Here is a 20,135-nt window from a genome sequence, read left to right on the forward strand (position 1 = left end):
GGAGGGCTGATGAACGGCGCGGCTCCGCTCTTCCGCATGGAAGGCATATCCAAGCGCTATGGCGGCGTGCGCGCCCTGGAAAAGGCCGATCTCACCGTCACGGCCGGCAGTATCCACGCCATTCTCGGTGAGAACGGCGCCGGCAAATCGACTTTGATCAAGGTCATGGCCGGTGTCGTTGCGCCGGATGAAGGTACCATGACCCTGGACGGCCGCGAGGTGACATTTGCTTCGCCCGCCGCGGCAAACCAGGCCGGCATCGTCTGCATCTTTCAGGAGCTGTCGCTCATTCCGGAGCTGAGCGTCGCCGACAACATCGTCATATCCGATCCGCCGAAACGCTTCGGCATGATCGACCGCAAGGCGCAACGGCGCCTCGCGGAACAGGCGCTTGCCCGCGCGGGTGCCGCCGATATTCACCCCCTGGCGCTGATCAAGGACCTGCCGCTCTCGCGACGACAGATGGTCGAGATCGCCAAGGCGTTGGCCAGGAAGCCGCGCATCCTGATCCTCGACGAAGCGACGTCGGCGCTGACCGCCGCCGATGTCGCGAAGGTCTTCGAGGTGCTGAAGCGGTTGCGCCAGGAAGGGCTGGCGCTGCTCTATATCTCCCACCGAATGAACGAGATCTCCGAGCTTGCCGACCAGTGCACGGTGTTTCGCAACGGCCGCAATGTTGCCAGCTATCGGGCTGGATCGAAGAGCGACAACGAAGTCGTCGAGCTGATGATCGGCCGAGAATACAGCCACATCTTTCCGCCGAAGCCGACCAGGCCCCAGACGGTTGCGGCTCCTGTGCTGGAGGCGCGCAACCTGTCCTGGAGCGATAGGCTGGACAATATCTCGCTCTCGGTTGCGGCCGGCGAGGTCGTAGGATTGGGCGGGCTCGACGGGCAGGGTCAGCGTGAGCTGCTGCTGGCGTTCTTCGGCGTTCTGCGAGGTCTTTCCGGGCAGATCCTGGTCGACGGCAAGAAGGTTTCGATTGCCAGCCCGGCAGCCGCCAGCGATGACCGTATCGGCATGGCGCTGATCCCGGAAGACCGCAAGACGGAAGGGCTGATGCTGCCCATGACGGTGCGCGAGAACCTTTCCTTCGCAGCACTAGACAGGCTGTCCAAGGCCAGCGTCATCGACCGTGCCGCCGAGCAGCGGCTGATCGATGACATGGTTGAATTACTGGCCATCAAGACGGCGGGGCTCGATATCCCTGTCGGGGCGCTGTCCGGCGGCAACCAGCAGAAGGTGGTGATCGCCAAATGGCTGATGCGGCAGCCGCGCATCATTCTGCTCAACGATCCGACGCGCGGCATCGATGTCGGCACCAAGCAGGAGCTCTATCAGCTGATGCGTAAGCTCGCCGACGCCGGCGCCGCGATATTGTTTTATTCGACCGACTATGACGAGCTGATCGGCTGCTGCGACCGCGTGCTCGTGCTTTATGACGGCGCCATCAAGCGCGAGCTGGTTGGCGCCGATATCACCGAGCACGCGCTGATCGCCAGCGCGCTGAATATCCACGGCGGCAGCGGGCGGGCAGAACAAGGAGAGGGCGCGTGAAGGATTGGCGCTATTGGCTGGCCGAACAGCGCGGAACGCTGCTGGCGTTCGCCATCTTCATCGTCATGTTCGCGATCTACAGCGGCAATCATCCAGCCGGCTTCACGGCCAATGTCGTGCAGACGGCGGCGAACAAGGGCGTTCTGCTTGCCTTCGTGGCGATGGCGCAAACGCTGGTTGTGATCACCGCCGGCATCGATCTCTCGGTCGGCATGATCTTCACGCTGACCAATTGCATGGCTTCCTGGCTCGTCATCGGCACGGGTCTCGAGACGGCGTTCGGATTGGTGGCTGTGCTTGGCACCGGGCTCGTCTGCGGGGCAATCAACGGCGCCATCGTGATCTACGGGCGCCTGCAGCCGATCGTCGCTACGATAGCCACGGGCGCCGTCTATTTCGGTCTCGCGCTGCTTTTGCGACCGGTTCCCGGCGGATCGGTCAACGAGGACGTCGCCGATTTCCTGACAGGGCGCTTCTTCGGCGTCGTGCCGGCAAGCCTGATGGCGCTGTTCGTCGTCGTGCTTGTCGTGTGGGTGCCGTTCCGCCGCTCCGAGCTCGGCCGCGCCGCTTACGCTGCGGGCTCGTCCGAAACGGCAGCCTATATGTCGGGTGTGCCGATCCGCAGGGGCAAGTTCCTTGCCTATACGCTGGCCGGACTGCTTGCCGCGATTGGCGGCCTGTTCCTCACCTTCTTTACCTATACGGGCGAGGCTGCCTATGCGAGCGGCAATGCCTACACGTTGTTCTCGATCGCGGCAGTTGTGCTCGGCGGCGTCTCGCTGTTCGGGGGCAAAGGCAGCGCTATTGGCGCGATCTTCGGAGCGCTCGCCTTCCGCACCATCGGCGACCTGCTGTTCGTCTTCGATTTCGACCCGCTCTGGCAGCCGCTGTTCCAGGGCATCATCCTGTTGATCGCGGTCAGCCTCGGCGCCTTCGCGCTGTTTCGGGTGCGCAACCGGCTGGAGTGGTTCCTGTGAGCGAAACGACGCTTGGCGGCATCGCCAGCCGCATGCCGAAATTCATCCGCCGCGCCGATCCGGCGGTGGCGACCGCCTTTGCCTGCATCGTTATCCTGCTTCTGCTCGGCAGCCTCTATTCGCGCAGTTTTCTCTCGCCGGAATATCTCCTGCAGCAGCTGAAGGTCGCGTCATTCCTCGGCGTGATCGCCACCGGCATGATGCTGGTAATCCTGCTCGGCCAGATCGACCTTTCCGTGCCGTGGTCGGTGGCGACCGGCGCGATGATGGCCTGTGCCGCTGCAGCCTACGGTCCGGTCGGCGTCGCGCTCGCCATCCCGTTCGGCGTCCTGTGCGGGGTCGCGATCGGCATCGTCAACGGCGTCGGCGTGGCTTATTTGCGCATTCCCTCGATGATCATCACTCTAGCCACCAACGCCGTCGCGCAAGGGCTGATGGTGGTCTATACGGGCGGGTTCTCGCCGCAGGATTCGGCGACAGCGGCGATGCGCTACCTTGCGACCGGCTTCACCATTCCGGGGGTGCCGAACGCGGTGATCATCTGGGCGCTGATAGGGGCGGCAATGGTTTTCGTGCTGACCCGCACCTCCTTCGGCCGCGTCGTTTACGGCATCGGTAACCGTGAGCGCGCCGCCTATCTTTCCGGAATCGACACGCGCCGCGTGGTGCTGATTGCCTTTGCCGTCTCCGGCGGGCTCTCGGCCTTCGGGGGCGTCCTGCTCGCGGGCTACGCATCGAAGGCGGCGCAGTCGATGGGCGACGCCTATCTGTTGCCGTCGATCGCCGCCGTGGTGCTGGGCGGCACTTCGATCCTCGGCGGCCGCGGCTCATATCTTGGCACCGTCGCCGGCGTGATCCTGATCACGCTGCTGCAATCGATCCTGTCGGTCATGCAGATGCCGGAGGCGGGGCGGCAGATCATTTACGGCGTCGTGATCGTGGCCATGCTTTTGCTCTATGGCCGTGCGCCGGCAAGCCGCTGACTGTGGATGAAGGATCGTAAGGTCACAGCCGTCGGAGGTTTCCATTGAACGACATCCGGTCAGCGCCGGCCATAGTCGTAATGGGGGTCGCCGGCTGCGGCAAGACGGTGATGGGCGAAGCGCTGGCCGAGGCGCTGGGCGCGGTCTTCATCGAGGGCGACCGGTTGCATCCGCCGAAAAACGTGGCGCGCATGGCGCGCGGCGAGCCGCTGACGGATGCGTTGCGCGAGGGTTGGCTCGATGCCATCGGCGAGCGCATCGCAGCCTCGGTCGGCGAGGGACACAAGCCGGTGGCGGCCTGTTCGGCGCTGAAGCGCAGCTACCGGAACCGGCTGCTCAGCTTTTGCCCGGGCATCGTCTTCCTCTATCTGAAGATCGATCGCGAGACTGCCCGGCGACGGGTGTCGGGGCGCAAAGGCCATTTCATGCCGGCGAGTCTGGTCGACAGCCAGTTCGCGACCCTGGAAGAACCGGAGCCGGACGAACCGGCGGTGACGGCGGATGGCGCGCGGAGCGTCGCCGCCATCCTTAAGCAAGCACTGAGCTCAAGCCCCTCGAGCTGAACAGGTTCAGGCGACGCACTTTTCAGTCTTCGTTCTGATGCATGTCGTTGACCCAAAACCGCTGCGCGTCTGGGGGAAATGCATTATGCGGCGTCGGCGCCGATCGCGGCTTGATCCTGCTGTCCGGTGAGCCGGTTGGCGCTGGACCAGGCCATCATCTGCTCGGGATGCAGTTTGACCGCTTCCAGCAGCCGGTCGCGCTTGAGCAGGATATAGGCCGCTTGCAGAACGAGGTTCTTTGCCGCCACGTCCTTTGCCGGCCGGGATGCAGGCTGGACAGCGTTGGGCTTCAGTTCGGGACTGACGATCGCCCGGTATTCGCGAAAGGGCACTGTCTCCAGGGTCGACATGCCAAACAGCGCAGCGCCGGCGCGCGCCGCAAAATTCGCCGGCGCCGAGGCGAGGTGGGTCCAGCCACGCTCGCCCATGGCGCTCTCGGTGAAGGTAGATCCCGCGTGGATGGTGTTGGTCATCAGCACGACTCCGTTCTCCTTCAGCGTCTTGTGGATGCGCGCCGTAACCTGGTAGGCTTCGGCGCGCTCAAAGACGATGCGGCTTTTCAGAAACCGGTTTTCGACCTCGACCAGCGGCTTGTTGATCACATGCAGGCCGAATTTGCTTTCCGAAAAGCCGTGGAAGTTGACGCTCACCTGGTGCGCTTCGATGCCGGCTTCGAAGAGGGCGCGCTTGCCCATGATGGTCTGGGCGACGAACTGATCGCACCAGACGATGGCGCCGCGGCCGCGCTGCAAGGCCTCGCGCAAGCCGTCGATGCCTTCCAGCCGGATCGCCGGCGACCAGCGCCTGCCAGGCGCCAGATGAGCGGCAAGCATCAGACGGCGGCGATGCGCGGCGGCGAGATGTCCCCTGAAAAGGCTTCGCGTGTCGGCATCATCGCCAAGCACCGCTTTGATCGCCACGTCATACCGCGCGAAATCCTTGCGAAAATGACGCTTGCGTCGAAGCGTCGAAACCCAATCGCAGATCGGCGCCCACCAGGCCACCGGCAGCACCGCCGCCACCCCGAGATAGAACATGGATAGCAGGCTTTCGCGCAGATCCTTGTTGGAGACGCTGCGCAACTTGCCGGGGCGGAGGAGCTTGCGGCTGAAGAAGCGGACGGTCTCGCCGCGCTCCGGCACTGCAACGTCGGCGATGATCTCGGTATGATAGATGCTGGCGGATGACGGTTGCCGGTTGGCCCTGCGGGACTTGCCAAGCCGAGGCAGCCTCATGCGTTAGATACCCCCAAACCTTGATCCATCCGTCAGCCGATTTACAGCGTCTGTCGCGGACAGACAACCAACGGCGAGACGGCGCGGCTGAGCGGTCAGATCTGCGACGTGAGTTCGACCGGGAAATCGTCGTTGTCGGCGTCGCGCATGGCGGCGAGGCTGCGGTTGTCGAGCACCTCGGCGATCGCCTGGCGCACTTCCAGCATCATGTGGCGGACCTGGCACGTCGCCTCGTCGCAGTCCTCGCAGCGCTGATATTGCGTGCGGCTGGCGCAAGGGATCGGCGCCAGCGGCCCGTCGAGCACGCGCACGACATGGCCGATCTTGATCTCGGAAGCGGGCCTGGCGAGGCGATAGCCGCCTTCCTTGCCCTTGCGGCTCTGGACGAAGCCGGCATTGCGCAATTCGCCCAGAATGGCGTCCAGGAACTTCTTCGGGATGTTGTTTGCGACCGCTATGTCGTTGACGAATGCAAGCTGGCCAGCCGGCAGGCCGGAAAGATGCACGAGGGCCTTGAGGCCATATTTGCCTTTTTTGGTCAGCATGCCCGATTCAGTTTATCAAACCCCAAGCGCCTGCATCTGGCGGTTGTTTGTGTGCAAATCATGACAGTTTGGCCGCGCTACGCGGCTTGGCACAACAATTCATCGACACAGGTTAGGCACAAACGCGTTGATTCTTCGTAATGTTTTTCACATTGGCCGCGTCGATTTCGCCGGCAAAGTGATGCCGGCTCCAGATTGAAAAAGCCGGCGATGCCGACGGCGATGACGGCTTTCCACTTCTTTTGATTGTAAGCGCTACCGGCTGCCATAGGCCTGATCGAGCAAGCCGCCTGCCGCGAAATGCTCTTTCTGCACCCTGTCCCAGCCGCCGAAGACCTCGTCTACCGTCAACAGGCGCACGTCGGGAAACTCGGCCTTGTATTTGGCGGCCACTGCTGCGTCGCGGGCCCGCAGGCCGTTGCGGGCGGCAATGTCCTGGCCCTCGGGCGAATAGAGGAATTCGAGATAGGTCTTGGCGAGATCGCGGCTGCCGTGCTCGTCGGCGATCTTATCGACGATCGCCACCGGGAATTCGGCCAGTAGGCTGACTGAAGGCGTGACCTGCTCGAACTTGTCGTCGCCATATTCCCTGCGGATGCCGCGCGTTTCGGATTCGAAGGTGATCAGCACGTCGCCGATCTCGCGCTGCACGAAGGTGGTGGTGGCGGCGCGGCCGCCGGTGTCGAAGATCGGCACGTTGGCGAACAGCTTGGCGATGAACTCCTTCACCTTGGCGTCGTCGCCCTTGAAGGCCTCCTTGGCGTAAGCGGTGGCAGCGAGATAGGTATAGCGCGCATTGCCTGATGTCTTCGGGTTGGGGAAGATCACCTGCACGTCGTCACGCACCAGATCGTTCCAGTCCTTGATGTGCTTGGGATTGCCAGCACGAACAAGGAAGGACGGCAGCGAATAGAAAGGCGATGCGTTGTCTGGGAAATCCTTCTGCCAGTCCGCGGAGATCAGACCCCTCTTGACCAGGAAATCGACGTCGGTGACCTGGTTGAAGGTGACGACGTCGGCTGCCAAACCTTCCGCGATGGCACGAGCCTGCGCCGAGGTTCCGGCGTGGGACTGATCGACGGTCACGCCGGGATGCTGAGCGATGAAAGCCTTGTTGATGTCGGCAAACAATTCGCGGCCGACGTCGTAGGAGGCATTGAGCAGCTTGTCGGCCGACCAGGCTTGGGAGGACGCGAGGACGACGAAGCCGGCAAGCGTGGCAATACCCAGCAATAAGCGCTTCATGAAAACGGTCCTCCTCCAGACAATCAGAACTATGGTGTGACCATAAAAAGGAAAGCCTGGCTGCGCGAGGCACGCGGCCCGGGGGACGCACGAGCAGCGGGAAAATCTCCCGCCCGAACAGCCGCTTGGTAGGATTTTCTTCCAACCTGATTCATCGCGGCTCCTCTACCGGGCGCCTGGACGTGGCAGGCGGCAAATAGGTCAGGAGGCCGGGAAAAGCTTCCAGCGCCTCGGCCTGAAAGCGACCCGGCTCTTCTGTGCCGCCGGATGGTCGACCGGCAGCTCGATCTCGACGCGCTGACGCTCGCCGCCGATCTCGAGCTCGACCCGCCTTGTGCCGGCGACGCGGCGGCTGGCGGCGACCGTCCCGGCAATGCAGCCGCTGCAGCCGTCGAGCAGCTCGACATCGTGCGGACGAAAGTAGAGCAGGGCCTCTCCCGACGGCGCACGCGGCGCCTGCAGGCCGACCGGTCGGTCGGCGAGCCAGATCTCGCCATTGTCGACCTTGACCGGCAGCGAGCTCGATTCGCCGATGAAGCTGTAGACGAAAGGCGAGTTCGGCGTGTCGTAGATCTCGTCGGCCGAGCCGACCTGCTCGATGCGACCTTGGCTCATGACGACAACGCGGTCGGCGAGTTCGAGCGCCTCCTCCTGGTCGTGGGTAACGAAGACGGTGGTGTGGCCGGTGGCGTCGTGGATTTCGCGCAGCCAGCGGCGCAGCTCGCGGCGCACCTGCGCGTCAAGCGCGCCGAACGGCTCGTCGAGCAAAAGCACCTTGGGCTCGATGGCCATGGCGCGGGCGAGCGCGACGCGCTGGCGCTGGCCGCCGGAAAGCTGCGCCGGATAACGCTTTTCCAGCCCCGACAGTTGGACGAGGTCGAGGAGTTCCGAGGCGCGGCGGCGGATCTCCTGCGCCGAGGGACGCGCGGCGCCGTGCCGGACCTTGAGGCCGAAGCCGATATTGTCGGCAACCGTCATGTGGCGGAACAGAGCGTAATGCTGGAACACGAAACCGACATTGCGCTCCTGGATCGACTTCTGCGAAGCATCCTCTTCGCCGAAGAAGATGGCGCCCTTGGTCGGCCGCTCCAGGCCGGCGATCAGGCGGAGCAGCGTCGTCTTGCCGGAACCGGATGGCCCGAGCAGCGCGATAAGCTCGCCCGACCTGATGTCGAGCGAGACGTCGTGGAGCGCCGGAAACCGCTCGAACTCCTTGCGCACGTTGACAACGCGAACTTCCATACAGATCCCTCAATCAGTTGATGCATGCTACGCGGTTTCGGGCGGCATGCATCTAATGTCCGCGCGTCGCGGCAATCTCGGCGCCGTACCGCATCTCCAGAAGTGTTTTCAAGACCAGCGTCACCAAAGCCAGACCGGCGAGCAGCGAAGCGACCGCGAAGGCGCCGACGGCGTTATACTCATTGTAGAGAATTTCCACATGCAGCGGCATGGTGTTGGTGAGGCCGCGAATATGACCCGAGACCACCGACACGGCGCCGAACTCGCCCATGGCGCGCGCGTTGCAGAGTAGCACGCCGTAGAGCAGGCCCCATTTGACGTTGGGCAGCGTCACATACCAGAAGGCCTGCCAGCCATTGGCGCCGAGTGACAGGGCCGCCTCCTCGTCGCCATTGCCCTGTTCCTGCATCAGCGGGATCAGCTCGCGGGCGACAAAGGGGAAAGTGACGAAGATGGTTGCGAGCACAATGCCCGGCACGGCGAACAGGATGACGATGCCATGCGCCTTCAGCCACGCGCCGAGCAGGCCTTGCGCCCCGAAGAGGAGCACATAAACCAGGCCGGAAATGACGGGCGACACCGAGAACGGCAGGTCGATGAGGGTGGTCAGAAAGGCCTTGCCCTTGAACTCGAACTTGGCGATCGCCCAGGCAGCCGAGATGCCGAAAATGAGGTTGAGCGGCACGGAGATCGCCGCCACCAGCAGCGTCAGGCGGATCGCCGAGCGCGTGTCGGGGCTGGCAAGCGCCTCCGTGTAGGCGCCGATGCCTTTACTAAGCGCCTCGTGGAAGACAACGATCAGCGGCAGAAGCAGGAAGACGGCGAGGAAGGCGAAGGCTATTCCCATCGCCACCCAGCGCACCGGCCTGCTTTCGGTCACCGCGGCCGACTGGCTTTCGTGATGCGGTTCGTAGGATTTGATCTCGGGATCAGCCATAGCGCTTGCGGCTCCATGTCTGGACGAGGTTGACGACCAAAAGCATCACGAAGGACAGCGCCAGCATGATCGCGGCAATCGCGGTCGCCGCCTCGTAATTGTATTCCTCGAGCCGGATGACGATGAGGAGCGGCGCGATCTCCGACTTGAAGGGCAGGTTGCCGGCGATGAAGATGACCGAGCCGTATTCGCCGACACCGCGCGCGAAGGCGAGCGAGAAGCCGGTGACGATGGCCGGCGCCAGTCCCGGGAAGAGCACACGAGTGATGGTCTGGAAGCGGTTGGCGCCAAGCGTGGCGGCAGCTTCCTCGACCTCCCTGTCGAGCTCCTCCATGATTGGCTGGACGGTGCGCACCACGAAGGGTAGGCCGATGAACACCAAGGCGATGACGATGCCGAGCGGGGTGTAGGCGACCTTTATGCCGAGCGGCATCAGAAGCTGGCCGATCCAGCCATTCGGCGCGTAGAGTGTGGTGAGCGCGATACCGGCGACTGCGGTGGGCAAGGCGAAGGGCAGGTCGACCATCGCATCGGCGATGCGTCGGCCGGGGAAGCGGTAGCGGACCAGCACCCAGGCGACGATGGTGCCGAAGACGACGTTGACCGCGGCGGCCAGGAAGGCGGTGCCGAAGCTGATCTTCAGCGCATTGAGAGTGCGCCGGTCGACGGCGATCGCCCAGAAGTCGGTCCAGCCGAGCGCGGCCGAACGCCAGACCAGCCCCGAAAGCGGAATGAGGATGATGAGCGTGAGGTAGGCAAGCGAGAAGCCGAGCGTCAATCCGAAGCCCGGAATGACACTCGGCTGTCTGAACCGCCACCCCGCCTTGGCGGGTGCTGTGTTCATGCTGTTCTGGATCGTCCCTTCTTACTCAGACCAGAGTGCCCTTCGCCTCGGCTCGGGCACTCGTACAATAGACCCAATCAGGTTTCATCCGGCCTATGGCCGCCATGCTTCATTGGGCGGGCTTGTAAATCTGGTCGAATATACCACCGTCGCCGAAATGATAAGGCTGCGCCTTCTTCCAACCGCCGAATTGCGGATCGTCGATGGTGACGAGCTTGATTGCCGGTAGCTTGGCGAGATCCTCGGCAGGCACCAGGTCGGGCTTGGCCGGACGATAGTGGTTCTTGGCGATGATGATCTGGGCTTCCTTCGAATAGAGCCAGCTCAGATAAGCCTCGGCGACCTTGCGGGTGCCCTTGGCGTCGACATTGCCGTCGACGACGGCGACCGGCGGCTCGGCCAGGATCGAGGTCGGCGGGTAGACGATGTCGAAATTGTCGGCGCCGAATTCATCGAGCGCGAGATAGGCTTCGTTCTCCCAGGCGATCAGCACGTCGCCCAGCCCCTTCTGCGCAAAGGTCACCGTCGAGCCGCGGGCACCGGTATCGAGGACGGGGACATTCGCATAGAGCTTGCCGACGAACTCCTTGGTCTTGGCTTCGTCATTGCCGTCATTGGCATTGGCATAAGCCCAGGCGGCGAGGTAGTTCCAGCGCGCGCCGCCCGAGGTCTTGGGGTTCGGCGTGATTACCTGGACGCCGTCCTTCACCAGATCGCTCCAGTCATGGATGCCCTTGGGATTGCCCTTGCGCACCAGGAAGATGATGGTCGAGGTGTAGGGGGCCGAGTTGTTCTCGAACTTCGTGCGCCAGTCCGGATTGATCTTTTTCGTCTTCGCGGCAATGGCGTTGATGTCGCCTTCGAGCGCCAGCGTCACGACATCGGCGTCGAGACCGTCGATGACGGCTCGCGCTTGGGCGCCGGATCCGCCATGCGACTGTTGGATGGTAACGGTTTCTCCGGTCTCCGCCTTCCAGTGCGCGGTGAAGGCCTCGTCATAGGCTTTGTAGAGCTCACGTGTCGGGTCGTAGGACACATTCAGAATGGTCGTATCGGCAAATGCGAAACCGAGCGAGCCGAACTGGACAGATGTGGCGACCAGCGCGCCGAGCAGTTTCCCGAAATGAGGGTTGGTCATTTCCGCCTCCGTTGAACGGCCCGAACTCTAGCGAATTTATAGAAATTAGATGCACTCAATGTTGCCTTTTTCATCTCCTTGCAGCAATTTTTCGCCGAGGGGCGGCCAGTCGAGGAAATATCTTCCTCACTTGCCAGCAGCGTGGTTCCTCGTCAGCGGGCCTAGTTAGAACCGGCCGCGATCCGGGCAAGTCCTGTGCCCTAGTCGGCGGTCACCGGAAAATCGAAGCGCTGCTTTGGGAACGGCTCGTCGGCGAGGGTGAAATGCCACCATTCGCGCCCATAGTTGCGGAAGCCGGCGGCGCGCATGGCCAAAAAGCAGCATCGTGCGGTTTGCCGCTGCTTGGACGGGCAGGTGGCGGTGGGCCGTCTCGCTCGCCGGATCGAAACAGTCGAATCCGGTGCCGAAGTGAGGGTGCCGGGGTCAGTCGCGCCGCAGGCGCGATGAGCCGCGCTTGTCTCGTCAAGCTCAGCGACGGCGAGGTCAACGGTCGAGCCGCGCGAGTGGCTGGACAGTTCGCCGACATAGCCTCGGAGATGAGGTCGCCGCGGTCGACCTTCGGATACCACTGCGGGTCGGGCGGGCCGCCTTGCCTTGTCCATCTGCCCATGTCGGCGACGGCGCGTGCCGGGCGGTAACAGTCGAAGACGATCAGCGTCAGGCCCTCGGCCGTCGTTGCTTTCTGGACGACGGACAGCGCCTTCGCCGCCGGCGCGGTCAGGATGCAGACCGGCGCTTCGTAGCCGTCGACCTTGCGCTGCAGGAAGTTTTCCAGCCCGGCATAGCGGATGTCCTGGCGAATGGTCGGATCGACGTCGGCGAGCCGGACGAATCCGGCGGGCAGGGGGTCGGCGTGGGCGGAGAAGGCAGCCAGGAGAGCCAATGCGGGAGGATAATAGCTGCTCCCGCTGAAGGACGGGTGCGCTTCGCAATAAGCCTCGAGAGAAGTGCCTTTCGACCCTTGAAAGGCGCAACGCGCCGAATCGCTTGCCGGATTCTATTCAACGAAAACCTTCACGCTGGCCGCGCGCCCGGCGGCGTCGATAACGGTGAGCGTCGAATAGCCGGTGCCGTCGGGCTGCCACGTCGCGGTGCGGCGGCGGTCGATGCCGGCGAGCGGCTTGCCGTTGGCAAGCCAGCGGAACGGCGCGCGCCCGCCTTGCAGCTTCAGCACAAGCGGCGAAGCGTCCGCCGAATTGGTGCCGAGGTCGACGCGAGCCCCGTCCGGCGGGAAGACGATGGTGGGCGCCGGCTCGGTCGGCGTTGCCTGCACCAGCCCGTCGGAGCCGGCGCCGAAGCGGGCGAGCGTCACCGGCAACTCTTCGCGTTTGGGATTGAAGAGACCCGGCGGCCGGCCGGGCAGCGGCACGCTCGCCAAACCCGAGCGGACAAAGCCTTCGAACAGGATGGGCGCGGCCGAGACATAGCCGGAGAGGCCAGGTACCGGGCCGGCGTCGGCACGGCCGACCCAGACGCCAAGCACATAGCGGCCGTCGAAGCCAACCGACCAGGCATCGCGATAGCCGTAAGATGTGCCAGTCTTGTAGGCGATGCCGCGCTGGGCCGCACCTTCGGGCGGCTTCACGCCGGACAGGATGTCGTCGATCTGCCAGGCGGCCTGGTCGTCGAGGATGGTGGCGGTGACGCGCCCGGCATTGGCCGGCTCGGTGCCGTCATGCAGCGTGTGCATCTTGCCGCCATTGGCGAGGCCGGTATACAGCTGCACCAGGTCGCGCAAAGTCACGCCGGCGCCGCCGAGGCCGATCGCCAGCCCGGGCGCCTCGTTGAGCGGCAGGACCAGGTTGACGCCGGCCTGGCGGAAGCGCGCCGTGAGCCGCGCGGGACCAACTGCGTCCAGCACCCGGATCGCCGGCACGTTGAGCGACAGCTGCAGCGCCTGCCTGATGCTGACGTCGCCCTGGTAGCCCATGTCGAAATTCTTCGGCCGGTAGCCGCCAAAGTCGGCGGGGCTGTCCTCGATGATCGTCTCCTGCGCCACTAGGCCTTGCTCGAAGGCAAGCCCATAGATGAACGGCTTCAGCGTCGAGCCGGGCGAGCGCACTACTTTGGTCATGTCGATCCAGCCGGATCGGCTGGCGTCGAAGAAATCGGCTGAACCGACTTCGCCAAGAATGTCGCCGGTGCGCGCATCGGCCAGCACCATGGCGACGGAAAGCTTTGGGCCGAGCTTCCTGGCGGCCTCTTTCGCCACCTGCTCCAGCCCTTGCTGAACACTGCGGCGGATGGTGAGTTGCAGCGGCTTGCCGGGTTGAGCCTTGGGCAGCATGGCGTAGGACGCATGCGCGGCCAATGCCGGCAGCTTGCGGCGCAGGCCGGAGACGTCGTCGAGCGCGGCGCGCGCTGCCTCTCGTTCGTTGAGCAGACCGGCCGAGACCATGCGGGTGAGCACGCGGTCGCGCGCGGCATGCGCGATGTCGAGATTGCGGTCTGGCCGGCGCTTTTCCGGCAACTGCGGCAGCGCGACCAAAAGTGCTGCTTCCGATACGGTCAGCCGCTTCGGCTCCTTGCCGAAATAGGCGAGCGAGGCGGCGCGCACACCTTCCAGGTTGCCGCCATAGGGCGCCAGCGTCAGGTAGCGCTCGAGGATTTCGCGCTTGGACAAACGCCGCTCGATCTGGATGGCGCGCAGGATTTGCCTGGCCTTGGAGGCGAGGCTGCGGCTGTCGCGCGGCTCGATCAGACGGGCAAGCTGCATCGAGAGCGTCGAGCCGCCGGAAACGATGTGGCCGCTGGTGGCGAACTGCCCGGCGGCGCGACAAAGCGCCAGCATGTCGACGCCGCGGTGGTCCCAGAAGCGCTTGTCTTCATAAGCGACCAGCATGTCGACGAACTGCTTGTCGACCTGGTCGAGCCGGGTCCCAAGCCGCCAGTAGCCGTCCGGCGTCGCGAAGGCGCGCAAGAGTTCGCCGTCGCGGTCCTGCACTTCGGTGGAGACCGTCAGCGGCGCCGGGAGCGGCGGCGGGAAGGCGCGGTCGAGCTGCCAGAGAGCGGCGACGGAAAGGGCAAGACAGGCGGCGGAGGAAGCTGCCGTTATGGCAGCGCGGCGCAAAAATCTTTTGGAAAGCATGGTGCTGCCCCTCACCCTGACCCTCTTCCCGTGAAAGACGGGGAGAGGGGGGCGTCAGCGCTGGAGCTTGTCCCTTCTCCCCGTCTTTCACGGGAAGAAGGTGCCGGAAGGCGGATGAGGGGCAGCGCTATCGCCATGTTTGTGATCGCCAGCGTCGGAATACTTACTCCGCCTTGACCTCCACCATGCCGGAGGCGGTGCGGGCCGAATATTGCGGCCGGTACATGTCCTCCACCGTCGCCGCCGGATGGGCATAGGTGCCGGGCCTCACGGCGCGCACGACATAGGCCAGCGTGATGTTGCGGTCGCCGTCGCCTTCGTTGGGATTGAAGGCGGCGACGAAGCGGTCGTCGCGGAACTCCAGATGCGCGGCGTCGGTCTGCGCCAGCCAGGAGAAGTTCGACAACTGAGCGCTGGACACCAGGCTCGGATTGTCTATCTCGAAGCCGGCCGGCAACAGATCGGTGATCAGCAGGCGCGAGGGCCATTTGTTCTGCTCATAGACCTTGAGCACGACCACATAGCGTTCGTTCTGCCTGGCCTCGGTGATGTTGGCCTCGGTGCCGTCGAGCCTGTAGTAGGTACGATCAATGGTGAAGCCGTCGCCGCCGGCCGGCAGCGGCTCGACGGGTGCGGCCACCGCGGTGACCACCGCCTGCAGCGCCGTCGTGCCGGTGTTGGCGATGGCGAGCGGGCTGTCGACAAGGTCGTTGCCGGCAACCCGATCGGAATAGCCGCCGGTATGCGGCGCGCCGTTGACGGAAAGCGTGATCGAATTGTTGCCTTCCTTCAGCGCCCTTGCCGCAAGGAGCATCCAGGATTCGTCCTGCGTGCTCGTCCAGCGGGCGTCGGCGCGTTCACGCGCCACCAGCCTGATCAGCTGCGGCACGATGCTCGGCACCGGCTTCGATTCCGCGGCTAGCGCAAGCATCGCCGCGCCGTCACGCAGGGGCGAGCCATAATCGGAGCGATAATAGTCGTATTCGGTGCTTGCCTGCGCCAGCCGCAAGGCCGTCTGGAAAGTCGCCTCCGAACGCTGGGTGTCGCCATAGAGCGCCAGGCTCGCGGCCAGTTGGGCGACAGCCATCGGGCTGGAGAAGGACTCGAGCTGCGTGTCCGAATAGTAGCGCAGATCGCCGATCGAGGCCTTCTTGTTGCGGGCGAGCACATAGAGCGCGTAGGCGATCTCGCTGCCGCGATCCTGGACGTCTTGGTCATAACCAAGCGAGTTCTGCAGGTTGTTCAGCGCCTGGTTCATCGCCTGAGCCGGCACGTCGTATTTCTGCTCGCGTGCCCGGGTCAGGAACTCCGTGACATAAGCATCGAGCCAGAGATCGCCGGACCCCGGGCCCCAGAGGCCGAAGCTGCCGCTTGATGCCTGGTAGCTCAGCACCTTGTAGACGGCATCTTGGATGCGCCCATGCAGGTCCGGATCGCTCTCCATGCCGATGCTTTTGGCCATGTCGTTGACATAGAGCAGCGGCAAGGCGCGGCTGGTTGTCTGTTCGGCGCAGCCATAGGGGTAGCGATCGAGCGTCATCAAAAGCGAAGGGACGTCGAAGGCGGCTGCCTGCGAGACGCCGATGCTGACCGAAGCACCGTCGAGCACGCTTGCGGCGAGCAGCTCCTTGTCGACGCGCAAGGCTCCGCCATTGGGCTTCAGGTCGACCACCATGCGGTTGGTGACCGGGAGCTGCGCCGGGCGCACCGGCAGGTAGAGCGTCTGCTCGACCTCCGTTCCGCCGTTATGCGCGAGCTTGACGGTGATCGAAGCGTCGCCCGCCGTCTGCGCGATCAGCGGAAATGAGAGCGCTTGCCGCTTGCCCTGGCTAAGCGTCAGCTTCTCGGGCAGGGGCTTGTCGCCGGTCGAGAGATCGCCGGTCGTGGTGACCGACAGCTTGTAGTCGCCGGCAGGGCCGTCGGTGTCGGCGATATCGAGACGCATGGTCGCGGCATCGCCAGGCGCCAGGAAGCGCGGCAGGCCGGCGGTGATCACCACCGGATCGCGCACGATGACGTCGGTTTGAGCATGGCCGACGGCCTCTTTGGTCCAGGCGACGGCCATGACGCGCGCGGTGCCGTTGAACTGCGGGATGTCGAAATCGATCCGCGCCTTGCCGTTGGCATCGAGCTCGACCGGGCCGGAGAAGAAGGCGACCAGCTTCTCGGTCGGCGGGCTGCCCTGCGACCGCATGGCGGCGCCGTCGCCGCCGGTCCGCAATTTGCCGGTGGTGCCGAGCGAACCGTCGATCAGGCGGCCATAAAGGTCGCGGATTTCCAGACCCAGCATGCGCTGGCCGAAGAACCAGTCCTCCGGATCGGGCGCCTTGTAGTTGGTGAGATTGAGGATGCCGACATCGACGGCGGCGACCATCACATAGGCCTTGCTGCCGGCTTGCGCGCCGCTGACGGCGACCGGGATCGACAGCTGCTGGCGCGGGGCCGTCTTTCCAGGCGGCGTAAGCGCAACAGTGAGCTTTTTCGAACCCGGATCGACGGTCAGCCATTTGACGCCGATTGCGCGGGCCGGCATGCGCGATTCCTGCGCATCGCCGGGCCGGAACAAAGTCGCCGTGACATAGGCGCCGGCTCCCCAGTCGTTGCCGACCGGGATGTCGACGGTGCTGCCGCCGGTCGGCACCGAAGCGGTGACGGTCTTCAACAGCTTCTCGGCGCCGATGGTGACCAGGAGTTCGCCGGCAAAATGCGGCGACACCTTGAGCTTGGCCACCTCGCCAGCGGCGTAAGTGTCCTTGTCGAGAGCGATCTCCAGGCCGTCCGGTGTTTCGGTGGTGGTCGAGGCGACGTACCAGCCGGCGTCGAACTCATAGCTGGTCGCCGGGCCATCGGGGTCGGCCGTCTCGACCTCGAGCCGGTAGCGGCCCCAGTCGACAGGAAGCGACACGGTCGCCTCGCCGTCGGCTTTCAGGTCGATCTGGCCGTTGGCGACGGCCTTGGTGAGGTTCACCGCTTCATAGTTCCAGGAATTGTTCGAACGGTACCACTGGTAATTGCGCTCGACCTTGACCAGCGACCACTGCGCGCCCTTCAGCTCCTCGCGTTTGCCGTTCGGATCGACGGCGATGATGCTGAATTTCGCCGTTCCGCCTTGCGGCACCTCGCCGCCTTCGAAATCCGGGCGGATGCCGATCATCTCCTTTTCCGGATGGACGGCGATGTCGAGCGAGCGCTCGACGGCACGGCCGCCGGCTTCGCGCATGCGGACTGTGACCTTGGCGTTGATCAGCTTGGTCGTGGAGGGCAGTTGGTCGATCGAGACCGGGAAGGTCGCCTTGCCGTCGTCGCCGACGAGGGGAAGGTTGGCCAAAGGCGTCACCGAAGGTTCGGCCGACTGCTCGTCGGCGAGACCGAAGGTGAAGTCCTTGAACCGATCCCAGCTGTCCGTGGTCGACAGCGTCATCTCGCCTTCAAGCGCGAGGCCGGCGGCCGGCGTGCCATAGAGGAAGCGGCCGTCGACGCTGACATTGGCTGTCTCGCCCTGCGCGATTTCCTTCTTGTCGGCCGTCAAGTCGAACTCGATGCGATCCGGCACGAAGTCTTCGACCAGGAACATATGGCTGGCGACCGGTGCCTGCTTGGGATCGGTGTAGATCGACACCGACCAGGTGCCGCGCATGGCGTTAGGCTCGAGCGACAGATCGACGGCATGGGCGCCGGCGGAAGCGCCGTCGCTGACGATACGGCGGTTCTCGACGCCATCGGGTCGGGTGAAGATGAAGGTCAGCGGCAGGTTCTCGACCGCCTTGGCGGCGCCGTCGCGCGCAAGGGCGGCGACATGGACGTCTTCGCCGGCGCGGTAGATGCCGCGCTCGGTCCAGGCATAGACGTCGAGCGCGCCGGGCGCGGCACGCCCGGCAACGCCGCGGTCCGACAGATCGAAACCGGCGCGGCCCATGTCGAGGAAGACGAAGTCGTTGTCGCCCTGCTTGGCCATCAGCACCGCCGGCACCATGCCGCCTTCGCCGCGCGTCAGGCCCGGGTTGAAAACGGCATGGCCCTCGGCGTCGGACGTCGCCGTGCCGAGGATTTCATTGTTCTTGGCAAGCAGCGTCAGTTCGGCGCCGGCAATCGGCTTGGCAGAGCCCAGCGAGCGGGCAAAGACGTTGAGACCGTCCTGGCCGGTATAAGTGGACAGACCGATGTCGGAAACGACGAACCACTGGGTGGCGCGCGAACCATAATCGTCGCTCTTGTCGTCGACCGGCTGGGCGGTCAGCACATAGACGCCGGGCTTGCGCTGCGGGATCGCTTCGTCGACCGGGAAGGAGGTGGTGACCTCCTTGTTGAGGTCGTTGGCGATGTCGAGCGTGCCTTCCCAGACCGGCTCGCCCATCTGGTCGGAAATGGTGGAAATGTCGTAGCCGTCGAGCTGATGCAGGAACTGGTAGCCGGACAGAAGCTGCGCCAGCGATCGGTCGCCGATGCGGTAGAGCTTCATCTTGGCGGCGCTCATGTTGACGGTGACGACCGGAATGCCGCGGCGGGCGCCGGCCGGCAGCACGAAGCTGTCGCCGGTGAAGCGGGCGGACGGGGCGCGGTCCTGGACATAGATCGACAGCACGACCGGAGCGGCAATCGTCTCGCCGATCGCGGCCGGCAGACCGGCGCGGAAGGTCACGTCATAGTGCTGGCCATGTTCAAGCCCTTCGACGCAGATCTGCTTGTCCTTGGCTTCGACAGCCTTGGGAGCGGCATTGTCGACGGTGACGAACTGCGAATAGTCGACGCCGGTCTTCACCAAGTCCTCGGAGAACTGGGCGCAGATGCGCGGCGAAGAGGAATCGGCATCGACGGAATGGTCGATGACGCGGAAACCCTTGCGTGCCTTGAGGTCGGCGTAGTCGGCCTGCACGGCTGGCGAGTTCACCAGCGCAAGGCTCGCCTCATAGGCCTGAATGGCCGGCCGGAAAAGGTCGCGCTTGTCGAGGCCGGCGGCAAGCAGCGCCAGCGCCTCGGCGCGGGTCTTTGCCGTGCGCACCAGCTTATAGGCGTTGAAGGCCGCCGAGGTGACGTTTGCCGGCAGGGTAGAGGGTTCGGAGGTGTTGGAAGCCGGCTGCACGCCGAGCGTCTCGCGCGCCAGCGCCAGCCAGAGCGCGCCGTCGTCGGGCAGGACAGACAGCGCCGCCTGGTATTTCTGCATGGCCAGGCGATGGTCGCCGGTCAGCGCTGCCTGCTCGGCCGCGGCTTGAAGTGCGGCCAGCCCTTCGGTCGGCTTGTCATAGGCCGGATCGGTCAGCTTGTTGCGGAACTGCTGGGCCTGATCGGCCATCCAGTTGGGGAAGAAGGCAAGTGGAGGCGGCGCGCCGATATCGGGGTCGCCATCGACGTTTGCGACTTTGCCGGCGACGGCGCCGCTGAAGGGTTTCAGCTGATTGTAGTCGGATTTGAGAAAGCACCATTTGGCCTTGGTGTTGTAGGTGAAGGCGCGGCAGGCGGGATCGCCGAGGCATGTGGTCTTGCATTGGTCGAGGCTGACATTCTGGTCGGACCTGAGGTCGAAACCGAAATAGTCGGAATTGTCAGTCGTCACGATTCGCCGGGCTTCGGCCGCTTGCGCGGCCCCGCTCAAGGCAAAGAACAGAAGAATGAGGAACGAGAAACCACGAGCCGCGCGCATTGCCATATCACCCTCCCGACATTGCAGCGTCCGGGCATGATCAAGCATCAAACAGGCTTGTCAACGCCGAACGCGGCAGGTTTTCAACCCGCCAACGGTTTCCATGCCGGCCACAGGCCGGTATTTCGACAGAACCTCCATGG

The 20,135-nt window shown here is 64.4% G+C and carries 14 protein-coding genes; 4 read left to right on the forward strand and 10 right to left on the reverse strand.

Going from position 1 to position 20,135, the window contains the following annotated elements; translation table 11 throughout:
• Nucleotides 1-9: 9 nt before the first annotated feature.
• The 4 genes from CK222_RS25515 (at nucleotide 10) to CK222_RS25530 (ending at nucleotide 4,080) form a co-directional block, all read left to right on the forward strand.
• Nucleotides 10-1,557 (forward strand): sugar ABC transporter ATP-binding protein, encoded by a 1,548-nt coding sequence (locus CK222_RS25515; protein WP_095802328.1) that lies wholly within the window; start codon nucleotides 10-12, stop codon nucleotides 1,555-1,557.
• Nucleotides 1,554-2,534: an ABC transporter permease gene (locus CK222_RS25520; protein WP_066990536.1), complete on the forward strand. Its 981-nt coding sequence runs from the start codon at nucleotides 1,554-1,556 to the stop codon at nucleotides 2,532-2,534. The genes CK222_RS25515 and CK222_RS25520 overlap by 4 nt, the downstream gene beginning before the upstream one ends.
• Nucleotides 2,531-3,517: an ABC transporter permease gene (locus tag CK222_RS25525; protein WP_095802329.1), complete on the forward strand. Its 987-nt coding sequence runs from the start codon at nucleotides 2,531-2,533 to the stop codon at nucleotides 3,515-3,517. Before CK222_RS25520 ends, CK222_RS25525 begins: the two co-directional genes overlap by 4 nt.
• 80 nt (nucleotides 3,518-3,597) lie before the next feature.
• The gene (locus CK222_RS25530; RefSeq protein ID WP_082954084.1) at nucleotides 3,598-4,080 is read left to right on the forward strand and encodes a gluconokinase; all 483 of its coding nucleotides are present in this window, start codon (nucleotides 3,598-3,600) and stop codon (nucleotides 4,078-4,080) included.
• Between the two features lie 83 nt (nucleotides 4,081-4,163).
• Here the strand turns inward: CK222_RS25530 and CK222_RS25535 are convergent, their stop codons facing one another.
• From CK222_RS25535 to CK222_RS25580, 10 genes are all read right to left on the reverse strand, one after another.
• Complete coding sequence (locus CK222_RS25535) at nucleotides 4,164-5,315, reverse strand: hypothetical protein (RefSeq protein WP_095802330.1); 1,152 nt, start codon at nucleotides 5,313-5,315, stop codon at nucleotides 4,164-4,166.
• A gap of 95 nt (nucleotides 5,316-5,410) precedes the next feature.
• Entirely contained in the window at nucleotides 5,411-5,860 is a 450-nt protein-coding gene (locus tag CK222_RS25540) for an Rrf2 family transcriptional regulator (RefSeq protein WP_013530871.1), read from the reverse strand.
• A 255-nt stretch (nucleotides 5,861-6,115) separates the two neighbouring features.
• A complete protein-coding gene (locus CK222_RS25545) occupies nucleotides 6,116-7,105 on the reverse strand; it encodes a sulfate ABC transporter substrate-binding protein (RefSeq protein WP_066990543.1) in 990 nt (329 codons plus the stop codon).
• Nucleotides 7,106-7,306: 201 nt separating this feature from the next.
• Nucleotides 7,307-8,347 carry a sulfate/molybdate ABC transporter ATP-binding protein gene (locus CK222_RS25550; RefSeq protein ID WP_095802331.1) on the reverse strand — a complete coding sequence of 347 codons (1,041 nt, stop codon included), beginning with the start codon at nucleotides 8,345-8,347 and terminating at the stop codon, nucleotides 7,307-7,309.
• A 52-nt stretch (nucleotides 8,348-8,399) separates the two neighbouring features.
• Nucleotides 8,400-9,284, reverse strand: a complete 885-nt coding sequence (gene cysW, locus CK222_RS25555; protein ID WP_067328919.1) for a sulfate ABC transporter permease subunit CysW — start codon at nucleotides 9,282-9,284, stop codon at nucleotides 8,400-8,402.
• Complete coding sequence (gene cysT / locus CK222_RS25560; protein ID WP_066990552.1) at nucleotides 9,277-10,128, reverse strand: sulfate ABC transporter permease subunit CysT; 852 nt, start codon at nucleotides 10,126-10,128, stop codon at nucleotides 9,277-9,279. Before cysT ends, cysW begins: the two co-directional genes overlap by 8 nt.
• 109 nt (nucleotides 10,129-10,237) lie before the next feature.
• Nucleotides 10,238-11,266, reverse strand: coding sequence for a sulfate ABC transporter substrate-binding protein (locus tag CK222_RS25565; RefSeq protein WP_095802332.1), 1,029 nt, complete (start codon nucleotides 11,264-11,266; stop codon nucleotides 10,238-10,240).
• Nucleotides 11,267-11,477: 211 nt separating this feature from the next.
• A complete protein-coding gene (locus CK222_RS25570; RefSeq protein ID WP_245433259.1) occupies nucleotides 11,478-12,149 on the reverse strand; it encodes a M15 family metallopeptidase in 672 nt (223 codons plus the stop codon).
• Nucleotides 12,150-12,263: 114 nt separating this feature from the next.
• Nucleotides 12,264-14,354: a penicillin-binding protein 1C gene (gene pbpC, locus CK222_RS25575; RefSeq protein WP_095802333.1), complete on the reverse strand. Its 2,091-nt coding sequence runs from the start codon at nucleotides 14,352-14,354 to the stop codon at nucleotides 12,264-12,266.
• Between the two features lie 163 nt (nucleotides 14,355-14,517).
• Entirely contained in the window at nucleotides 14,518-19,998 is a 5,481-nt protein-coding gene (locus CK222_RS25580) for an alpha-2-macroglobulin family protein (protein ID WP_095802334.1), read from the reverse strand.
• Nucleotides 19,999-20,135 lie beyond the last annotated feature (137 nt).

Origin of the sequence: Mesorhizobium sp. WSM3866 (genome assembly GCF_002294795.1) — a bacterium.
Lineage (GTDB): Bacteria > Pseudomonadota > Alphaproteobacteria > Rhizobiales > Rhizobiaceae > Mesorhizobium.

Excerpts from the sequence above, each read along its gene's own strand:
- CK222_RS25515 (WP_095802328.1), top strand. The coding sequence starts at position 10 with ATGAACGGCGCGGCTCCGCTCTTCCGCATGGAAGGCATATCCAAGCGC.
- CK222_RS25530 (WP_082954084.1), top strand. The coding sequence starts at position 3,598 with ATGGGGGTCGCCGGCTGCGGCAAGACGGTGATGGGCGAAGCGCTGGCC.
- CK222_RS25535 (WP_095802330.1), bottom strand. The coding sequence starts at position 5,315 with ATGAGGCTGCCTCGGCTTGGCAAGTCCCGCAGGGCCAACCGGCAACCG.
- CK222_RS25540 (WP_013530871.1), bottom strand. The coding sequence starts at position 5,860 with ATGCTGACCAAAAAAGGCAAATATGGCCTCAAGGCCCTCGTGCATCTT.
- CK222_RS25545 (WP_066990543.1), bottom strand. The coding sequence starts at position 7,105 with ATGAAGCGCTTATTGCTGGGTATTGCCACGCTTGCCGGCTTCGTCGTC.
- CK222_RS25550 (WP_095802331.1), bottom strand. The coding sequence starts at position 8,347 with ATGGAAGTTCGCGTTGTCAACGTGCGCAAGGAGTTCGAGCGGTTTCCG.
- cysW (WP_067328919.1), bottom strand. The coding sequence starts at position 9,284 with ATGGCTGATCCCGAGATCAAATCCTACGAACCGCATCACGAAAGCCAG.
- cysT (WP_066990552.1), bottom strand. The coding sequence starts at position 10,128 with ATGAACACAGCACCCGCCAAGGCGGGGTGGCGGTTCAGACAGCCGAGT.
- CK222_RS25565 (WP_095802332.1), bottom strand. The coding sequence starts at position 11,266 with ATGACCAACCCTCATTTCGGGAAACTGCTCGGCGCGCTGGTCGCCACA.
- pbpC (WP_095802333.1), bottom strand. The coding sequence starts at position 14,354 with ATGCTTTCCAAAAGATTTTTGCGCCGCGCTGCCATAACGGCAGCTTCC.
- CK222_RS25580 (WP_095802334.1), bottom strand. The coding sequence starts at position 19,998 with ATGGCAATGCGCGCGGCTCGTGGTTTCTCGTTCCTCATTCTTCTGTTC.